We start from the raw sequence: 19,204 nt of genomic DNA, 5'->3' as shown, positions 1-19,204 counted from the left end.
AAAAAGCAGGTGGTATAGATTTCCCCTATATCAACTGCTTTCCTATTATACCAACTTAAGCCAAGCCACACACTCCACATGAGTCGTATGCGGGAACATATCAACAGGTTGTACTTCCTGTGTTTTATATCCGCCTTCTTCTAGTACTTTTAAATCACGTGCTAATGTTGCTGGATTACATGATACGTATACGACACGGTTTGGCTTCATGTCGATGATTGTGTTTAGTAATGCTTCGTCACAGCCTTTACGCGGTGGGTCTACGACCATTGTGTCAGCAATTACGCCTTCTTTGTACCATTTTGGAATGACTACTTCTGCCTCTCCTACGCCAAATTCAGCGTTTGTCATGTTGTTTAGTGCTGCATTTCGGTTTGCGTCTTCAATTGCTTCTGGGACGATTTCAACGCCGTACACTTTTTTCGCTTTTTGCGCTAGGAATAACGAGATTGATCCGATTCCGCAATAGGCATCGATTACTGTTTCGTTACCATTTAATTTTGCGTATTCTAACGTTTTATCGTAAAGCACTTTCGTTTGCTCTGGGTTTACTTGATAGAATGAACGTGCTGAAATCGCAAATTTAATGTCACCGATAAAGTCATAAATGTATTCTGATCCGTACAGTACTGTCGTTTTGTCTCCGAAAATTACATTCGTACGCTTCGTATTTACGTTTTGAACAATTGATTTTACTTCTGGGAATTTCGCTGCAATTTCTTCAATAATTGCTTTTTTGTTCGGTAATTCTGCTGTACGCGTAATGAAGACAAGCATAATTTCCCCTGTTACTTGTCCGTAACGAGCCATTACGTGACGAAGTGTTCCTTTGTTACGCTCTTCGTTGTACGCAGTGATACCGTGCTTTTCACAAATACGTTTTACTTCTTGAATTAATGTATCGTTTTCTTCTGCCTGAATTAAGCATGATTCCATATTAATGATGTCATGCGTTCCTTGGCGATAAAAACCAGCTACAAGTCCGCCTTCACGTTCTCCGATTGGTACTTGTGCTTTATTACGGTATACCCACGGATTCTTCATGCCAAGTACAGGATGAACAGGAACATCACCTAGTCCTCCAATGCGTTGCATAACGTCACGTACTTGTTTTTCTTTCGCTTGTAATTGTCCTTCATAAGTTAAGTGCTGAAGCTGACAACCGCCGCACTGATTATATACTGGGCATTCAGCATCTTTACGATATGGACTTTCTGTATGAAGCTTCATTAAACGACCAAATGCAAAGTTTTTCTTCACTTTAATAATTTTAATTTGCGCTTCTTCACCTGGTAATCCGTTTTTAACGAAAATAGGATAGCCCTTTACTTTCGCAACACCGGCACCATCATGTGTTAAATCTTCAAATACTACATCTATAAACTCGTTTTTCTCAACTGGTGGCGTCATTTTAGTACTCATTTTCCGACCTCTCTTTTTCATAACACTGCGTTACATTTTATCATACTTATATGGTCTTTTTCTATTGGAAGAAAAAAAGCTATTGACGATACTTCTCTGTTAATGTTACGCTACTACTAATTTAATACGGACGATGTTACCTCATATATACTTGATAATATGGATCGAGAGTTTCTACCCGGCAACCTTAAATTGCTGGACTATGGGGAAAACTAATGAATATTAGCCTATGCGCAAAAAAGGACTCATATTGATTAGCTTTCTCTCATAGATGAAAGTGAATCCATATGGGTCTTTTTTTATTTTTATTTTTCTAAAAGGTCAGACATCTTACGTATGACATAAAACCTCATTCCTTTATTTTTAGTAATATAACGAGCGTTTTATGTACAAACTTTATACGAACTTCTGAAAGGGGCAACTACATGCAATATGTAATGAGCATTATCGGTATTATTGCCGTGTTAGGTTTATGTTTTGCTTTGTCAAACAACAAAAGTAAAATCAACTTCCGTGCAATTGCAATTATGATTGGTTTCCAAATTTTAATCGGTTGGTTTATGTTTGCTACAAAGATTGGTCAACAAATCATTATTTTCATTAGTAAAGTTTTCAACAAACTAATTAAACTTGGTACGACAGGTGTCGATTTTCTCTTTAATGGAATTCACAGAGATTTTGTCTTTTTCTTAAACGTATTATTAATCATCGTATTTTTCTCAGCACTACTTTCAATCTTTAGTTATTTAGGTGTTTTACCATTCATCGTTCGCGTTGTCGGCGGTGCTATTTCAAAAATTACTGGTTTACCACGTGTTGAGTCATTCCACGCAGTAAACTCTGTATTCTTCGGTTCAAGTGAAGCGTTAATCGTTATTAAAAACGATTTACAGCATTTCAATAAAAACCGTATGTTTATCATTTGTTGTTCTGCGATGAGCTCCGTTTCTGCTTCTGTTACAGCATCATACGTAATGATGTTAGATGCAAAATACGTACTGGCAGCTCTTCCGCTAAACTTATTCTCAAGCTTAATCGTTTGTTCGTTATTAACACCAGTTGATACGAAGAAAGAAGATGAAGTGATTCAGAAATTTGATAGAACTCTATTCGGAGACAGCTTTATCGGCGCAATGATTAACGGTGCGCTTGATGGTTTAAAAGTAGCTGGTATCGTTGCCGCATTAATGATCGCCTTTATCGGTGTGATGGAAGTTGTAAACTACGTAATTAGTGCAGCTTCAGGCGCAATGGGACATGCTGTTACTTTACAACAAATCTTCGGTTACGTACTTTCTCCATTCGCATTCTTAATGGGTATTCCAACTCAAGATATTATCCCAGCTGGTGGTATTATGGGTACGAAGATTGTTTTAAATGAGTTTGTAGCAATCCTTGATTTAAAAGACACAGCTACAACATTAGCTCCACGTACAGTTGGAATCGTTACAGTATTCTTAATTAGCTTCGCAAGTATTAGCCAAATTGGTGCAATCGTTGGTACAATCCGTGCCCTTTCTGAAAAGCAAGGAAGCGTTGTTTCTAAATTTGGTTGGAAAATGCTATTTGCATCAACACTTGCTTCTATTTTATCTGCGACAATCGCTGGATTGTTTATTTAATAAAAAAACACCTTACTTTAACAAGTAAGGTGTTTTTTTGATTCTTTATGAAACCGAGTGAAATTCAACTGCTTCTTCTGTATTGATAATCCTATCTTTATATATACCTTTTATTGAAATGTAAATGATAGATTTGTTTATGTTTTTTAACTTTCCTAATGAAAAATGATAAAGTAATCCATCGCTTTTTAAAGTCCACATCTTCCCACTCCATGGACCAGTAGCTTTTTGTTCATCCGACGCCTTTATTTCACCTTCATATTCGCATTCTCCTAAAGGAGTTTTAATTATATTCTTCTCTGTATCAATTCGAATATTTTTAATTAGCTTCAAATTTTCATCAGAGAGAATTTGAATTTCATGATCTTTCTGTTTAAAAAAGAGTTTTCCGTCTTTGGTATTTACATATTCTGCATTATTCATTTTATCTATCATAAAATCATATTCTTCTTTTGTAATACCTAAGTTTTGATGATAAGGAAACGTTTTTTTCGGTATAATTTCTTCTTCGGCATACTTCAAATACCAATCTAAATTATTTGTAATACTATCGCTCATTTTATTTCCTATTTTCTCTAATTTCTCTTTTATCTCATAAGGAAATTCTAGTGTCATAATATCCGCCGTCACTTCCGCATTCATAAGATGCGATGGAATATACTCTTCCACGCTATTCGCTTTACTCACTTCACTTTGACAACCAACTATAAATAGCGATATGAAAAAGATATATATTATTTTTTTATATTTCATTTCTATTCTCCACTCCATACATTATTCTTACTTAGTTTTATAGCGGTTTTCATTATAGTATAAAATCTTTATATTTTAATTAAATACATATCCTTATGCAAAATTGCATATTAATATGTCTTCTTCTTACTTTAAAATTAGCTTAAATAACTTTCCAAATTATGCGAATAATAAGCGTTAAATGTTATAATTTGTAAAAAACATTGGAGGACCTTATGAAAATTCACGCCCTTTTCGATTTCTTACATTTACTAGTCTTAACGCTGAAAAGCTATTATGTATGGGGAATGCCTATCTATGTCTTCATTATTCCTCTTATCTTTGTAGTCGGTTATATTATTATTAATTCTAATAAGAAACAAAAAAATACATCTATTCAAAGTCACTAATCTATTACCTTAATAGCCTCCTAAAAATCATATTCCCCTCATTTTCTTCAAATGATATGATGAACAAGGGTATATCCCCACCACTCTTATAGCGGTGGGGATTTTAATGTCAATATGCAACATACTACACAATAGAAGGTGATTTTTATGAGAAAATACGCAGCAATTGCTTTATGTACGTCTGCCATTCTAGCAGGCTGCAATACTAGCAATGTAAGCCAAGAACCTAAAAAAGAGAAAAAGGTTCAAGAAGTAGCTATACAAAAAGAGACTCTACCAGAACAAGGTAAAATTTCTTATACTCCCATCACACACGAATCTACAAACACAAGTATTCATATTACAGACTTAAAAGATTCTTTAAATGAAGTACAATATAAAATTTGGCGCACAGCTGATGGAAAGGAACGTGCTAAATCTTTTTCTTCTAAAGAAAAGGAGAAACAATTTACAATTCCTTTTGACATAAAAGAATTTGAAGGAAAACGCGGTGAGTTCCAAATTGAAGCAACAGGAATGAAAGAAGATGGGAAAACAATCCCGCTTACGAAATCTACTATTACTTTCGAACAAAAGGTTCCTGTTCTTATGTATCACGCAATCGATGATTATCATGGTCAAGGTATTAAAGACTTATTCGTATCACCAGCTAACTTTGAAGCACAAATGAAACATTTAAAAGACAATGGTTATACGCTTTTAACGTTTGAACGCTGGAGCGATATAAATAAAGTAAATAAGCCGATTTTCGTTACATTTGATGACGGTATGAAAAATAATATGAATGCATTTCGCGTTTTACAAAAGCTAAAAGATGATACTTTTAAACCGGCAGCAACAGAATATATGATTGTTGATAACGTTGATGTAGAAGGAGCATTGTCTACTTCTGAAATAAAAGAAATGGTTGATTCCGGCATTTTCTCGGTGCAATCTCATACTGCAACACATGCAGACTTACCGAAAATTACAAACTATGAGGAAGAGTTAAAAGGTTCAAAAGAAAAACTAGAAAAAATAACAGGTAAGCCTGTTATCGCGATTGCTTATCCATTCGGTCATGTAGATGATAAGGTTGTTACAGAAATGAAGAAGTATTATCAATTCGCGACGACGACAAAGCCTGGGCAATTCATTACGAAGGGTGAACCTGATGAATTGTTAAAGATGAAGCGCGTTCGTATACACCATACAACGACTGTAGAGCAGTTTGCTTCTTCAATTAAGTAAATATAAGGGCTCAATACATTTTGAGCTCTCTTTTTACTTTATATTTATATATATTTTTAGAATTTTCTTGTATTATATATAGTAAGAAATCTTTCAAATTAAAGGAGATTATACATATGTCATTTGAACAAACGTTAGAGAAATATGCTGCTCTTGCAGTTAATGTTGGTGTTAATATTCAACCTGGACAAACTTTATCAATTAGTGCACCTCTTGAAGCTGTACAATTTGTACGCCTCGTTACAGAAAAAGCATATAAATCTGGTGCAAAACACGTATATGTAGATTGGAATGATGAGACGTTAACACGCTTAAAGTTCGATCTAGCTCCTGAAGAAGCTTTCGCTGAATTTCCATCTTGGAAAGCACATGCTCGTGAAGAATTAGCAAAAGAAGGCGCTGCATTTATGTCTATCTATGCAGAAAACCCTGATTTATTAAAAGGTGTAGAAGCATCGCGTATTGCAACAGCTCATAAAGTAGCTGGAGAAGCAATGAAAGTATACCGTGATTACGTACAAGCAGATAAAGTAAGCTGGTGTGTCATTTCTGTTCCTACGAAAGAATGGGCTGCGAAAGTATTCCCTGACGTAGCGCCAGAAGAACAAGAAGCAAAGTTATGGGATGCTATTTTCAAAGCTACTCGTGCTGATTTAGAAAATCCTGTAGAAGCATGGAAAGAACATGATGAAACATTACATACAAAAGTGGATTACTTAAACGAAAAGCATTATAAAGCTCTTCACTATACAGGTCCTGGAACAGATTTAACAATCGAACTTCCAGAAAAACATGTATGGGCTGGTGCTGGTAGCTTAAATGAAAAGAACGTACCATTTATGGCTAATATTCCAACTGAAGAAGTATTTACAATGCCACTTAAAACAGGTGTAAACGGCCAAGTTTCTAGTACAAAACCGTTAGTATTTGCAGGTAATATTATCGATAATTTCACGTTAACATTTGAAAATGGGCGTATCGTAGACTATAAAGCTGAAGCTGGTGAAGAAGCTTTAAAACATTTAGTAGAAACAGATGAAGGTTCTCACTTCTTAGGAGAAGTAGCTTTAGTACCTCATGACTCACCAATTTCAAACACAAATGTTTTATTCTACAATACACTATTTGACGAAAATGCATCTTGCCACCTTGCAATCGGAAATGCTTATGCATTTAACTTAGTTGGCGGAAAAACAATGTCTAAAGAAGAACTTGCTGAAAACGGCGCAAACGCTAGTATCACACACAACGACTTCATGATTGGATCAGCTGAGCTTGATATTGACGGTATTACTGCTGATGGCAGACATGAGCCTATCTTCCGTAAAGGTAACTGGGCGTTTTAAATTTATTACCATAAAGAAACACATTGGATAATCCAATGTGTTTCTTTATTTATTTGGTTTCAATTCAAATTTTATCGTTCTATTTTCATGCGTAAACTCCGGTCTATACGTAGCGATATACGTATTTTCTTTCGCTACGTCAAATAGCATGATATCTTGAATTTTTTCATCTGGTGCTAACTTTTTACTAATAAAGCTATCAGGGTTATTATATTCTTTAAATCTTGTACCTTTCTTATCGGTAATCTCAAATTCATAAAATGCAAAAGGTATTTCCTTTTTACTATTATTTTCTACTTTGAAAATAATCCCCAAAATCTCCTCTTTCTTTTTATTCTCATCATAATCCGGATATCCTAATTTAACTGAATCGATAGTTACTTGCAAACCATCTACGTCTACTGTCTCCCCTATTTTATACACTTTATCTTGAACATCTTCTTGTTTACTTTCATTACTATCTTTAGTCTCAGTGCAAGCACTTAAACTAAAAGCTATGCCAAAAATTAAAACAATTTGACTTACCTTTTTTAACATACTCTTTCCTCCACATAAGACAATATTTTATATGTATCATAACAAAACGCTTTACTCTTTCTTGTCATATTTTGTCGTATTAATTGCTAACTGCACAAATAGAAAAAAGCTATCTTCTACAAAAGATAGCTTTCATGATGCCGATGAAACCTTAAGCCCAATGACACCCAAAACAATAAAAAGAATACAAAATGCTTGAAATAAACTAATATGCTCTTTAAAAAAGTACACACTAATGATTGTAATAAGTAATGTTCCAACGCCAGACCAAATAGCATAAGCAATACTTAAATGAATCTTTTTCACAACGATGGCAAACACGCTGAAACAAATCCCATAAAACACGAAAATCAGTACACTTGGAACAAGCTTTGTTAAACCATTTGATAGTTTCATCGCAATTGTTCCAGCTACTTCAAAAATAATTGTAACAAGTAATAATAGCCAATATACCATACTAGAATCTCCTTCTCTGTTACCTTATAGAGATTCTAGTATACTACTTATAATCCCAATGAAATATATTTAATTTCTAAATATTCCTCGATGCCGAAATGGCCTCCTTCACGACCGATACCACTTTCTTTAAATCCCCCAAATGGTGCTTGTGCAACTGATGGAAGACCATCGTTTAGACCGATAATACCGTACTCTAACGCTTCACTAATTTGGAATGCTTGGCTAATGTCTTTCGTGAAAATATACGCAGCTAAACCGTATGGTGTATTGTTTGCACGTTCGATTACTTCATCAACTGTTTTAAATTTCGCAACTGGTGCCACTGGCCCAAATGTTTCTTCATTCATACAAAGCATCGTATCATTTGCCAACCCAATTACAGTCGGTTGAATGAAATGTCCCTCTAACTCTGCGACCTTTTGACCACCATATAAAACTGTTCCACCTTTTTGAATAGCATCTTCAATATGTTCTTGTACTTTTGAAACTGCATTCTCATCAATAAGTGGCCCGACAGTCGTTCCGTCATCGAAACCGTCTCCTACTTTCAACTGCCCTACTGCCTTTTGGAACTTCTCTACAAATACTTCGTATACTTCTTCTTGAACGAATACTCGGTTTGTACATATACACGTTTGTCCTGCATTACGGAATTTCGAACCAATCACCGCTTCTACTGCTTTATCTAAATCTGCATCATTCATTACGATAAACGGAGCGTGTCCCCCTAACTCAAGCGAAACTTTTTTCATCGTTTGCGCCGCACTAGCCATTAACTCTTTCCCGATTTCCGTTGACCCTGTAAAGGACACTTTTCGAACGCGACCATCTTCCATCCATGTATCAGCAATTGCTTTTGCACTACCTGTTACGATATTGATTACGCCCTTTGGAATATCTGCTTCATGGGCTAATTCAGCTAATTTCAATGCAGTTAATGGCGTTTGACTTGCCGGTTTCACAACGGCTGTACAGCCTGCTGCAAGCGCTGGGGCTACCTTTCTCGTAATCATAGCAGCTGGGAAGTTCCAAGGTGTAATAGCTGCCATAACGCCAACTGGTTGCTTCATAACTAAAATGCGCTTATTCGGATGAGCAGCAGGAATCATTTCACCATATACGCGTTTCCCCTCTTCTGCATACCATTCAACAAAACTGTTTGCATAATTTACTTCACCAAGCGCTTCTGCAAACGGCTTCCCTTGTTCCTTCGTCATAATCGCTGCGATCTCTTCTTTATTTTCATCAATAAGCATGAACCACTTTTTTAACTTCGTTGCACGATCTGCTGCCGTTAACTTAGACCACGTTTTAAAAGCTTCATGTGCAGCATCAACAGCTTGCTTTGCCTCTGTTACTCCGCCTTTTGGTACAGTTGCAAATATTTCCTTCGTCGCAGGATTATTTACTTCAATTTGTTCTTGTAGTGTAATCCACTCACCATTTATATACATCGCCTTTTTATCTATACTTACGAAAGTCGCCTTTTTATCCAATGTTTTCTTCCTCCTCTATGAACTTCTTAATTTTTCTAGTAGCAGCAGATTGACTAATTTGCAAAAACTCAGCCACTTTATAACTTGATCCATACGTTTTATACGCTTTAAGAATTATATTTCTCTCTACCTCTTCCAGCATTTTATAAAGGCTTTGCCCCGATTGTTCAACTGCAGCCTCTTGCATAGAGAGTGGCAAATCCTCTACCGTTACAACATCATCAACAGTAATAACAATTCTCTCAATTACATTCTCTATTTCTCTATTGTTCCCTTCCCACGGATATCCAACAAACATTTGTAACGTACTCGGCGCTAGTTTCACATCACGTCCGTACTTTTTATTAAAGTGCTGCAAGTAATGATAAATAAGCGGCAAAATATCTTCTGTTCTTTCCCTAAGCGGGGGAATTGCAATTGGAATGACATTCAAACGATAGTATAAATCTTTCCGAAATGTTCCTTGTTTCACCATCTCGCTTAAATCTCTATTTGTTGCCGCCACAATTCGAACATCTACTTTTTTTAATTCTCTTCCGCCTATAGGACGAAATGTTTTTTCTTGCAATACTTGCAAAAGCTTCGCTTGAATTTCAAGCGGCATTTCACCGATTTCATCTAAAAAAAGAGTTCCTTTATGCGCGGATTCTAATAGTCCCTTTTTCCCTTCACGATTCGCACCTGTAAAAGATCCACCTGAATATCCAAAAAGCTCCGATTCAATTAAATTAGTTGGTAATGCCGCACAATTAATTTCATAGAAACTTTCATGCTTACGGTGACTCACTTCATGTAAATGGCGTACTAATCGACTTTTTCCTACTCCAGTCTCGCCTAAAACGAGAACAGTACTATCCACTACAGATACTTTTTTGATTGTATCGACTATTTTTTGCATAGCTAGACTTTTAAAAATAAGTCCTTCATGCTCATATGTTTCTCTTAATTCTTTTTTATATGTTTTTAGCTGATTATCCATTTCCTCTACCTTTTGACGTAATTGATAGAGTTCAGTAAGGTCGCGAGAATAACTAATCACTCTTCTTAAATTTCCCTCATCATCAAAAACAGGCCTTGTACGAACGTGTAAATACTCTCCTGATTTTGTAGTTTGAACGAGTTCAATTGGCCTCTTTTTTTCAATCACTTCTAATGTCGCTGATGGATAAAAGATTCCATCCTTTTGTAGTTCTTTTACATGCTTACCAACTAACTCTTCTGCAGCTAGTTGGTAGTGCCTTTCACATGTACTATTTACACGTACAACGATCCCTTGCTCATCTGTAACAAAAATTTCGTCAAACGCATATTCAAATACATCTTTTAAATCCATTAACACTCGTTCCTTTTCTGCAACCATCCTAGCCACTCCTAACTTCAAATCCATCGATCCACTTCACTACCTTTATTATAAAGTGAATTTTCTGCATTTAATATAGAGTCAGCTAGAATGTTTGCTATTTATACTTCAGTTTTTACACGCGAGCGATGTTTGTTTGCTCATAACAAGCTTGCAATGATTCTTCAATTATTGTTAAACCTTCTTCAAGTTGCTCATCTGTAATAACTAAAGGCATTAACACACGGATAACATTTCCATATGTCCCTGCTGATAATAACAGTAACCCACGCTTATTTGCTTCTGCACATAGATTAGCCGTTAACGTTTTGTCAGGTGCTTTCGTCTTACGATCTTGAACGACCTCAAATGCACACATTGCGCCTAACCCACGCACATCACCGATGCAATGATATTTATTTTTCATCTCTTCGAATCGGTTCATTACGACTTTTCCTAATTCTATCGCTCTATCATTTAATTTCTCATTTTCTATTACATCGAGAACAGCTAATGCAGCCGCACATCCTAATGGACTTCCTGCATACGTTCCACCAAGTTCACCTGGTGCAGACTCATTCATAATTTCTTTACGTCCAATGACACCACTTATCGGTACACCAGCACCTAATGATTTAGACACTGTAATTAAATCTGGAACGACATCATAGTGATCAATTGCAAAATATTTTCCTGTACGACTAAAGCCTGTTTGTATTTCATCCGCTACAAATAAGATGCCGTTCTCTGAACAAATGCGGCGTACTTCTTGAACAAATTTCTTACTTGGGACGATAAATCCACCTTCCCCTTGAACAGGTTCCATTACAACAGCTGCAATTGTTTCTGGTGCTACTTCCGATATGAAGAAGTTCTTAAACTCTTCAATAATAAAATCATCATACTGCTCTTCCGTTAATCCCTCTGGGCGACGGTATTCGTATGGAAATGGCGCTTTATATACTTCTGGAGCAAAGGGACCAAACCCGAATTTATATGGCTTCACTTTACTTGTCATCGTCATTGTCATTAATGTACGCCCGTGGAAACCTTTAGAAAATGCGATAATACCAGGTCTCTTCGTATATTTACGAGCGATTTTCACCGCGTTCTCAACTGCTTCTGCACCACTATTTAAAAACAGGACTTGCTTATCGAAACTTCCTGGTGCCAATGCCGCAAGCTTTTCTGCTAATTCAATATATGGCTCATACATCATGACGTTAAATCCAGTATGAATGTATTGATCGACTTGTTTATGGAGCGCTTCTTTAACCGTTGGATGACAATGCCCTACGTTAATTGTCCCGATTGCTCCTGCAAAATCAATGTACTGATTGCCATCAACATCTGTTACAAGAGCACCATTGGCAGATTGTACAAACGTTGGGATGCCGTTACTTACTCCTTTTGGTACTATATTTTGACGGCGTTCTAATAAAGATGCCGCTTTCGGTCCTGGAATTTGTTCATTTACTTTAGCAAATTTTTTTGTGTTCATTGCGTACCCCATCCTTTTCTTTACATTGTTTTCTCTTTTTATTGCAAAATATATGCCAACTTTCTTTTCTAGCATTTATCCTATATTCTTTGTATCCAGGCATAAAAAATAAGTCTATAAAGACTCATTAAGAGTCTTTATAGACTTATTTTCCTTACACATTAGACTCTTCTTTCTCCCAGAAAAACTCACCCGATTGAGAAATAAACTCTCCAACAGAATCTAACACTAAATCAGCAAGTGGTTCTAATGTTGGACGGTCTCCTGTACCAGATAGCACCCCAATTGCATAGCAATCGCCATTTTTAGCTAAATGTAAATCAGTTGGCGTATCTCCAACAACCGCAACCTCACATGATTCTAAATTAAATTTCTCACAAAACACTTCTATAATCTTTTTATCTGGTTTTTGCGCAGGGAATGTATCCGAGGCTATAATATAATCAAAAAAGTTCTCCAACTTATATTGTTTTAAAAATAATTCTGTTGGTGCGAAATCATCCGCCGTGACAACCCCTAATATAAATCCTTTATCTTTTAATGCCTGTAACACTTTCGGTAAGTCTGCTGTCATTTTCATATGCGAACGATGCTCATACATAAGGGAAAATAACTTCTCACTTACCCACTGATGCATCTCTTCTTCTCTAGCAGACTCAATATAATTACAAAGCCCCTTCGCTACATCAAGGCTTGTTCCAGCAGCTATTGCACTCCTTGGATTAACAAATGCTCCCTCTACACCAATCTCTTCTAATAAGGTCTGCCGCATTGTACTTGGTAAATGATATAAACTTATACATTCAGCTACAAGTTCTTCAGCTACTTTTATCCATATTGAATGAAAATCCATTAATGTCCCATCTTTATCAAATAATATTGCTTTTACCTTCTCCATAGCATCCTACCTCTCGTTTCTTATCTCCTCCAGTGTATCAATAAAATATGGATGTAAAATAAAAGAATTGTAAAAATACCATAAAAATCAAACTAACTCCCAATTTACAATTCATTTTAACAAAGTAAAAAAGGATGCCTTTACAGGGCATCCTCTTGATGTTCAGGAACAAATAGTTCTAAACAATGATATATATTTTCGAATTCCATCGGTGCATCTCCACCATACTCACCATCTAAATTAATCATTAGTTTATCTGGTGAATGTACTTTAATTCGGTTCGCTTGTGTATATAACACTTTTGGATTATTAATATGTTCACCACGTTGTGCTTGTGTTGCTGCTTTAATTAAATCAGCGATAGAACCTTTTTTCAGTACTAATAGGTCAAATAACCCATCGTTAATAGATGCATACGGTGCTACCTTTTCAAATCCACCTACTGAACGAGTATTCGTAATTAAAAACATCGTAATTTCTTCTTGTAGTAACTTTCCATCATACTCAATTTCAACATATGTCGGATGCAATGATGGTAACATCTCGATACCTTTTAGGTAATAAGCAAGCTGCCCTAATACTGTCTTTAGCTTACTCGGTACTTCGTATGTTAATTCTGTAATACGACCGCCACCAGCGATGTTAATAAAATATGTATCGTTCGCTCTACCAAGGTCTAATGGCACTGTTTTTCCTTCGCAAATAATATCTGCTGCCTCTTCAATAGAACGAGGTACACCAATTGCACGTGCAAAGTCATTTGTCGTTCCAACTGGAATAATTCCAAATTTCGGACGGAATTCATGCCCAACTAAACCGTTTACTACTTCATTTAATGTACCGTCGCCACCAGCCGCAATAACAACATCAAACTTACGATCCGCAGCTTGCCTCGCCGCCACAGTAGCGTCTCCAGGACCCGTTGTCGCATGACAAGATGTCTCATAGCCAGCTTGTTCTAATTTTTGTAATACTTCTGGTAAGCTCTTCTTAAATAGCTCACGCCCAGAAGTAGGATTATAAATAATTCTTGCTCGCTTCATCATTTATTAGCACAGGAAATTTCTTTATGTATCGAAAAAGAACATACTGAACTTCTATTCAGTATTCCCATGCCTACCTCCTCTCATCTTGCTATCCTTCTTTTATCCCGCTCAAACAGGCAGTAAGAACCCGATTCGTGTAGTCCATCAAAAGTAAATATTCACTTCAATGGTTTTTTATTTGACTCCAAAATTTATCCCGCTATTTGCGGGCAGTAAATGCCCGATTGGTGAGGGCTAATAATCAGCTTTGGATGAACCTCCCACTGATTAAAGTTTCACTTTATTTCTATCCATTCTTCCATAAAAATTTACATATAACGAATAATAACTATCTATTATTTCATGAGATGAAAAAAACCTCTATGTTTAGATTTATCATTATTCCCACCTTTTTGCAACTATCATACCATAGTTGCTATACAAACATTTTTCCACTTTTGACAGTTAATCAAACGTTTGTTTAAACGATTTTGTCTCATTTAAACAAACGTTTGATTAACCTAGAAAAACACCCATGTACGGGTGTTTTTCTGCTTAATCTTTAAAAGTTACTACTATTATCGCTTATTAATCTCTTCAAGTAAGATTTTGTTAACAAGCGGTGGATTTGCTTGTCCTTTTGTAGCTTTCATAATTTGACCAACTAAGAAGCCAATTGCACGGTCTTTACCGTTTTTAAAGTCTTCGATAGATTGCTCATTATTATCAAGAATTTCTGTTACAACTTTACGAAGTGTACCCTCGTCAGAAATTTGAACAAGACCTTTCGCTTTAACGATTTCTTCTGGGTCTCCACCTTTTTCAATTAATTCATTAAATACTTTCTTTGCGATTTTAGAAGAAATTGTACCTTTTTCAATTAATTGAACCATTTTAGATAAACCAGCAGGCGTTAATGCAACGTCTTTTAATTCTTTTTGTTGTTTGTTTAAGTATGCAAGTACTTCACCCATTAACCAGTTCGATGTTAATTTCGCATCAGCACCGTCTGCAACAGTTGCTTCAAAGAAATCAGACATCTCTTTCGTTAATGTTAACACGTGTGCATCATAAGCTGGTAAGCCTAGTTCTGCAACGTAGCGAGCTTTACGTGCATCTGGAAGTTCTGGAATAGAAGCTCGAACTGCTTCTTTCCACTCATCATCAATGTAAAGTTCAACTAAGTCTGGCTCCGGGAAGTAACGGTAATCGTCAGATCCTTCTTTCACACGCATTAAGATTGTTTTCTTCGTTGCTTCATCATAACGACGTGTTTCTTGTTGGATGATACCACCAGATAACAGTTCTTTTTCTTGGCGCACTTGCTCGTGCTCAAGACCTTTTTGTACGTAAGTGAATGAGTTTAAGTTTTTCAGTTCCGCTTTTGTACCGAACTTCTCTTGTCCAACTGGACGAAGAGAAATGTTCGCATCACAACGTAAGGAACCTTCTTCCATCTTACAATCAGATACACCAGTGTATTGAATGATTGATTTTAACTTCTCTAAGTATGCATATGCTTCTTCTGGCGTACGCATATCTGGCTCAGATACGATCTCGATTAAAGGCATACCTTGACGGTTGTAGTCTACTAATGAACCATCAGCTGTATGCGTTGATTTACCAGCATCTTCTTCTAAATGAAGACGTGTAATACCGATACGTTTCTTTTTACCGTCTACTTCGATTTCAATCCAACCATTTTCACCAATTGGCTTATCAAATTGAGAGATTTGGTAAGCTTTCGGGTTATCTGGATAGAAATAGTTTTTACGGTCAAACTTCGTTTCCGTTGCGATTTCACAGTTTAATGCCATTGCAGCTTTCATCGCAAAGTTAACTGCTTCTTTATTTAAAGTAGGAAGTACCCCTGGGTATCCTAAGTCAATTACACTTGTTTGTGTATTTGGCTCCGCTCCGAATTCTGTTGGACTCGCAGAGAAAATTTTCGAATTTGTTTTTAACTCAACGTGAACCTCTAAACCAATAATTGTTTCTAAATTCATCTATGCTCGCCTCCTTACAGACTTGCTTTTTTTGTATGATAGTCTGTTGCTTGCTCAAACGCATGTGCAACGCGGTAAATTGTCGCTTCATCGAAGTGTTTACCAATGATTTGTAGACCAAGTGGCATGTTGTTAGCACCGAATCCACATGGAACTGAAATCGCTGGAACACCCGCTAAGTTTACTGGGATTGTTAAAATGTCATTTGCATACATTGTCATTGGATCGTCAACTTTTTCTCCCACTTTAAATGCCGGAGTTGGTGTTGTTGGTCCAATAATAACATCATAGTTAGCAAATACGTTTTCAAAGTCGTTCTTAATTAATGTACGTACTTGTTGTGCTTTTTTGTAATATGCATCATAGTAACCAGAGCTAAGAGCAAATGTACCAAGCATAATACGACGTTTAACTTCATCACCGAAACCTTCACTACGTGTGTTTTTGTAAAGATCTAATAAGTTATTTACATTATCAGAACGAACACCGTAACGCACGCCATCAAAGCGTGAAAGGTTAGCAGATGCTTCAGAAGAAGATAGTAAGTAATACGTTGCTAGAGCGTATTTAGAGTGTGGAAGAGATACTTCCTCCCAAGTTGCGCCCATACCTTCTAATACTTTTAAAGCAGCTAGTACTGACTCACGAGCTTCTTCGCCAACACCTTCGCCTAAGTATTCTTTCGGTACAGCAATGCGTAAACCTTTAACATCGCCTGTTAAACCAGCTAAATAGTTTCCAACTTCAACGTTTGCAGAAGTTGCATCCATGCGGTCAATACCTGAAATAGCTTGTAATAAGTATGCATTGTCTTCTACTGTACGTGTAATCGGTCCGATTTGGTCAAGTGAAGATGCGAATGCTACTAATCCGTAACGAGATACGCGTCCGTAAGTTGGTTTTAAACCTACAACACCGCAATATGCAGCTGGCTGACGGATAGAACCACCCGTATCAGAACCTAGAGAGAATAGTACTTCTCCTGCTGCTACAGCTGCTGCAGAACCACCACTAGATCCGCCTGGAACGTAATCTAAGTTCCATGGGTTTTTCGTAGCGTAGAATCCTGAGTTTTCATTTGAAGAACCCATTGCGAACTCGTCCATGTTTAATTTACCGATTGTAATTGTGTCAGCAGCTTTTAGCTTTTGCACAACTGTCGCATCATAAATTGGATCGAAGTTTGCTAATATTTTGCTTGCACAAGTTGTACGAAGACCGTTAGTTACAATGTTATCTTTTACACCAATTGGCATACCGAATAATAAACCATTATCTTCAGCGCCGATTTTTGCATCTAATTCTTTCGCTTTTGCGCGTGCATTTTCTTCATCTAATGTAAGAAAAGCTTTTACGTTATCTTCAACATCCGCAATACGTTTGTAAGATTCTTCTACTAAATCCGTAACGGAAATTTCTTTGTTGTTTAACTTCTTATGTAACTCTGATACTGAATGATCAAATAATGACATCGAAATTCCCCTCCTCTATTCTAATACTGCTGGAACACGGATTTGATTATCTTTGTGATCCGGTGCATTTTTTAATACTTCTTCAACTGGTAAACCTTTTTCTGGTACATCTTCACGCATAACATTTTTCATAGTTAATACATGAGTTGTTGGTTTTACATCTGTTGTATCTAATTCATTTAACTGTTCTGCAAATGTAACAATTGCATCTAGTTGTTTTTGAAATTTTTCTGCTTCTTGATCAGTAATTGCAAGACGTGCTAAATGTGCTACGTGCTTTACATTCTCAACGGAAATTCTTGACACGGCTAGGCCACCTCCATAATATATCGTTCAATCTACAATACTATTGATGATACCAAATTTTCAGTACTTCAAGCAAGTCAACACAGAGTACTTACGCCATTTTTACATAAAAAAAGAAAGGCAAATGCCTTTCTTTACAATTTACTCTTTATCTAACGGTTTATTTTTTGGAAATCTCTCGTTATCTTCTTCATTATCACGAATTGTTTTTTGTAATACAAAACAAGACATCGTTAAAAATAATGTTCCAATTAAATAGTATCCTTTTACACTAAGCGTTTCATCTAACGTATAAATCCCAATTAGCATACCTGAAAGCGCACAAACAAATGAAGTCCATGCTAAAAATGTGAACGCTTGCGTATTACGTCTTCTCATCGTTCTCCCCCTCGTTAGCTGTATACCCATTATAGAGGGTGTTGCAAAACTCATAAATATCCAAAAATGAATGCATAAAGAAACCCGTTTTCCTGGAAGAATGATAGTATCCTAAAACTATCTCCAGAAAGGACGGATTTACTAGTATGATAACCAATTTTGATCAAAATCAATCCATTTTACAAATTTTATTTGCCTACGTAGACAGTTTAACCATTGGAGGCGTTCCGCCTATGACAGGCCGCCCACCCATCTGTAGAAAAGCTTTACTCAAATGTTTTTTTATAAAAACGGTATTCCAGATCAATTCATTACGTAAGTTAACTCGTTTTTTACATCAATATCCTTCATTTCGTGTATCTTGTGGCCTTTCGCTTGTTCCTCATATATCTACTTTTTCACGTGTAGGCACTTGGTTTCGCAACGAAGAAATTCCGTTGCTTCATAAACAAATTCTTCAAGAAAAGAATTTAGGGTTAATTCCGTGCGTTTTAATTGATAGTACAGCCTTACGGAGTAGTTTATATGATTCTCAAGCGAAATGGGGAAAATCTACTCGCTATGGTTGGTATAAGGGATATAAAACTCATGTCTGTTCTACACCAGAAGGTGTTATATTGTCGTATGCATTTACAACCGCAAATGTACATGATAGTAAAATAGCTCCTGCATTGCTTCGGGATATACAAAACCAAAATGTGTTATTTTCCGTTGCAGATGCCGCTTATGATAGTCAGCACATTCATGAAATTGCCGGAGCATGTGATATCTTTGCGATCAATCCAATTAACCCGCGTAATAGCGGACCAATCAAAAGTACACATCGTCGTGTAGTGTCTCATTTTCTACAAACTACCTTTGGCAAACAGTTGATGAAAGAGCGTGGAAAAATTGAACAACAGTTTAGTCATCTCAAAGATAAAGGGCTGGAACAGCCACGTTGGTATGGTCAAAATCGCTATCTATTGCATGTTCAGCTAGTTTTTCTGATTCATAACATTGCATATTTATTTTAGTTTTGCAAC

The 19,204-nt window shown here is 36.4% G+C and carries 17 protein-coding genes and 1 riboswitch; of the genes, 4 read left to right on the top strand and 13 right to left on the bottom strand.

Annotated features, from left to right (window positions below):
• Positions 1-45: 45 nt before the first annotated feature.
• Complete coding sequence (gene rlmD / locus V6946_RS01835) at positions 46-1,422, bottom strand: 23S rRNA (uracil(1939)-C(5))-methyltransferase RlmD (RefSeq protein WP_000105032.1); 1,377 nt, start codon at positions 1,420-1,422, stop codon at positions 46-48.
• Positions 1,423-1,543: 121 nt separating this feature from the next.
• A riboswitch (purine riboswitch) is annotated at positions 1,544-1,645 on the top strand.
• A gap of 202 nt (positions 1,646-1,847) precedes the next feature.
• Between rlmD and V6946_RS01830 the strand changes: the two genes are divergently transcribed.
• Positions 1,848-3,044: a NupC/NupG family nucleoside CNT transporter gene (locus tag V6946_RS01830; RefSeq protein ID WP_001200484.1), complete on the top strand. Its 1,197-nt coding sequence runs from the start codon at positions 1,848-1,850 to the stop codon at positions 3,042-3,044.
• Positions 3,045-3,089: 45 nt separating this feature from the next.
• Here the strand turns inward: V6946_RS01830 and V6946_RS01825 are convergent, their stop codons facing one another.
• Complete coding sequence (locus V6946_RS01825) at positions 3,090-3,797, bottom strand: hypothetical protein (RefSeq protein ID WP_000875597.1); 708 nt, start codon at positions 3,795-3,797, stop codon at positions 3,090-3,092.
• Positions 3,798-4,333: 536 nt separating this feature from the next.
• Between V6946_RS01825 and V6946_RS01820 the strand changes: the two genes are divergently transcribed.
• Both V6946_RS01820 and V6946_RS01815 read left to right on the top strand, forming a co-directional pair.
• On the top strand, positions 4,334-5,416 hold the full coding sequence (locus V6946_RS01820; protein ID WP_366981940.1) for a polysaccharide deacetylase family protein: 1,083 nt from the start codon (positions 4,334-4,336) through the stop codon (positions 5,414-5,416).
• Between the two features lie 116 nt (positions 5,417-5,532).
• Positions 5,533-6,762, top strand: coding sequence for an aminopeptidase (locus V6946_RS01815; protein WP_000007349.1), 1,230 nt, complete (start codon positions 5,533-5,535; stop codon positions 6,760-6,762).
• A 45-nt stretch (positions 6,763-6,807) separates the two neighbouring features.
• Here the strand turns inward: V6946_RS01815 and V6946_RS01810 are convergent, their stop codons facing one another.
• The 11 genes from V6946_RS01810 to V6946_RS01760 all read right to left on the bottom strand — a co-directional run bounded on the left by V6946_RS01810 (position 6,808) and on the right by V6946_RS01760 (position 18,179).
• A complete protein-coding gene (locus tag V6946_RS01810; protein ID WP_000915109.1) occupies positions 6,808-7,299 on the bottom strand; it encodes a DUF4352 domain-containing protein in 492 nt (163 codons plus the stop codon).
• A gap of 132 nt (positions 7,300-7,431) precedes the next feature.
• Positions 7,432-7,755 carry a multidrug efflux SMR transporter gene (locus V6946_RS01805; RefSeq protein ID WP_000263262.1) on the bottom strand — a complete coding sequence of 108 codons (324 nt, stop codon included), beginning with the start codon at positions 7,753-7,755 and terminating at the stop codon, positions 7,432-7,434.
• A gap of 47 nt (positions 7,756-7,802) precedes the next feature.
• The gene (gabD, locus tag V6946_RS01800; protein WP_006926214.1) at positions 7,803-9,254 is read right to left on the bottom strand and encodes an NADP-dependent succinate-semialdehyde dehydrogenase; all 1,452 of its coding nucleotides are present in this window, start codon (positions 9,252-9,254) and stop codon (positions 7,803-7,805) included.
• Positions 9,247-10,614, bottom strand: coding sequence for a sigma-54-dependent Fis family transcriptional regulator (locus V6946_RS01795; protein ID WP_000225136.1), 1,368 nt, complete (start codon positions 10,612-10,614; stop codon positions 9,247-9,249). The genes gabD and V6946_RS01795 overlap by 8 nt, the downstream gene beginning before the upstream one ends.
• A gap of 115 nt (positions 10,615-10,729) precedes the next feature.
• Positions 10,730-12,094 (bottom strand): 4-aminobutyrate--2-oxoglutarate transaminase, encoded by a 1,365-nt coding sequence (gene gabT / locus V6946_RS01790; RefSeq protein WP_001093019.1) that lies wholly within the window; start codon positions 12,092-12,094, stop codon positions 10,730-10,732.
• A gap of 154 nt (positions 12,095-12,248) precedes the next feature.
• Positions 12,249-12,992, bottom strand: coding sequence for an HAD family hydrolase (locus V6946_RS01785; RefSeq protein ID WP_000416671.1), 744 nt, complete (start codon positions 12,990-12,992; stop codon positions 12,249-12,251).
• Positions 12,993-13,132: 140 nt separating this feature from the next.
• Positions 13,133-14,038 (bottom strand): diacylglycerol kinase, encoded by a 906-nt coding sequence (locus tag V6946_RS01780; protein WP_000977679.1) that lies wholly within the window; start codon positions 14,036-14,038, stop codon positions 13,133-13,135.
• 557 nt (positions 14,039-14,595) lie between these two features.
• Entirely contained in the window at positions 14,596-16,023 is a 1,428-nt protein-coding gene (gene gatB, locus V6946_RS01775) for an Asp-tRNA(Asn)/Glu-tRNA(Gln) amidotransferase subunit GatB (protein WP_001047685.1), read from the bottom strand.
• Positions 16,024-16,037: 14 nt separating this feature from the next.
• Complete coding sequence (gene gatA / locus V6946_RS01770) at positions 16,038-17,495, bottom strand: Asp-tRNA(Asn)/Glu-tRNA(Gln) amidotransferase subunit GatA (protein WP_000051433.1); 1,458 nt, start codon at positions 17,493-17,495, stop codon at positions 16,038-16,040.
• Positions 17,496-17,510: 15 nt separating this feature from the next.
• Positions 17,511-17,801 carry an Asp-tRNA(Asn)/Glu-tRNA(Gln) amidotransferase subunit GatC gene (gene gatC / locus V6946_RS01765; RefSeq protein WP_000086999.1) on the bottom strand — a complete coding sequence of 97 codons (291 nt, stop codon included), beginning with the start codon at positions 17,799-17,801 and terminating at the stop codon, positions 17,511-17,513.
• A gap of 141 nt (positions 17,802-17,942) precedes the next feature.
• The gene (locus V6946_RS01760; protein WP_001254393.1) at positions 17,943-18,179 is read right to left on the bottom strand and encodes a YiaA/YiaB family inner membrane protein; all 237 of its coding nucleotides are present in this window, start codon (positions 18,177-18,179) and stop codon (positions 17,943-17,945) included.
• A gap of 146 nt (positions 18,180-18,325) precedes the next feature.
• Between V6946_RS01760 and V6946_RS01755 the strand changes: the two genes are divergently transcribed.
• Entirely contained in the window at positions 18,326-19,195 is an 870-nt protein-coding gene (locus V6946_RS01755; RefSeq protein WP_023520903.1) for an ISNCY family transposase, read from the top strand.
• The last annotated feature ends 9 nt before the right edge of the window (positions 19,196-19,204 follow it).

Source organism: Bacillus sp. PPSBB_2, from assembly GCF_045291115.1.
GTDB classification, from domain to species: Bacteria; Bacillota; Bacilli; order Bacillales; family Bacillaceae_G; genus Bacillus_A; species Bacillus_A cereus.
This window is presented reverse-complemented; position numbering and strand designations above follow the sequence as displayed.

Excerpts from the sequence above, each read along its gene's own strand:
- rlmD (WP_000105032.1), bottom strand. The coding sequence starts at position 1,422 with ATGAGTACTAAAATGACGCCACCAGTTGAGAAAAACGAGTTTATAGAT.
- V6946_RS01830 (WP_001200484.1), top strand. The coding sequence starts at position 1,848 with ATGCAATATGTAATGAGCATTATCGGTATTATTGCCGTGTTAGGTTTA.
- V6946_RS01825 (WP_000875597.1), bottom strand. The coding sequence starts at position 3,797 with ATGAAATATAAAAAAATAATATATATCTTTTTCATATCGCTATTTATA.
- V6946_RS01820 (WP_366981940.1), top strand. The coding sequence starts at position 4,334 with ATGAGAAAATACGCAGCAATTGCTTTATGTACGTCTGCCATTCTAGCA.
- V6946_RS01815 (WP_000007349.1), top strand. The coding sequence starts at position 5,533 with ATGTCATTTGAACAAACGTTAGAGAAATATGCTGCTCTTGCAGTTAAT.
- V6946_RS01810 (WP_000915109.1), bottom strand. The coding sequence starts at position 7,299 with ATGTTAAAAAAGGTAAGTCAAATTGTTTTAATTTTTGGCATAGCTTTT.
- V6946_RS01805 (WP_000263262.1), bottom strand. The coding sequence starts at position 7,755 with ATGGTATATTGGCTATTATTACTTGTTACAATTATTTTTGAAGTAGCT.
- V6946_RS01795 (WP_000225136.1), bottom strand. The coding sequence starts at position 10,614 with ATGGTTGCAGAAAAGGAACGAGTGTTAATGGATTTAAAAGATGTATTT.
- gabT (WP_001093019.1), bottom strand. The coding sequence starts at position 12,094 with ATGAACACAAAAAAATTTGCTAAAGTAAATGAACAAATTCCAGGACCG.
- V6946_RS01785 (WP_000416671.1), bottom strand. The coding sequence starts at position 12,992 with ATGGAGAAGGTAAAAGCAATATTATTTGATAAAGATGGGACATTAATG.
- V6946_RS01780 (WP_000977679.1), bottom strand. The coding sequence starts at position 14,038 with ATGATGAAGCGAGCAAGAATTATTTATAATCCTACTTCTGGGCGTGAG.
- gatB (WP_001047685.1), bottom strand. The coding sequence starts at position 16,023 with ATGAATTTAGAAACAATTATTGGTTTAGAGGTTCACGTTGAGTTAAAA.
- gatA (WP_000051433.1), bottom strand. The coding sequence starts at position 17,495 with ATGTCATTATTTGATCATTCAGTATCAGAGTTACATAAGAAGTTAAAC.
- V6946_RS01760 (WP_001254393.1), bottom strand. The coding sequence starts at position 18,179 with ATGAGAAGACGTAATACGCAAGCGTTCACATTTTTAGCATGGACTTCA.
- V6946_RS01755 (WP_023520903.1), top strand. The coding sequence starts at position 18,326 with ATGATAACCAATTTTGATCAAAATCAATCCATTTTACAAATTTTATTT.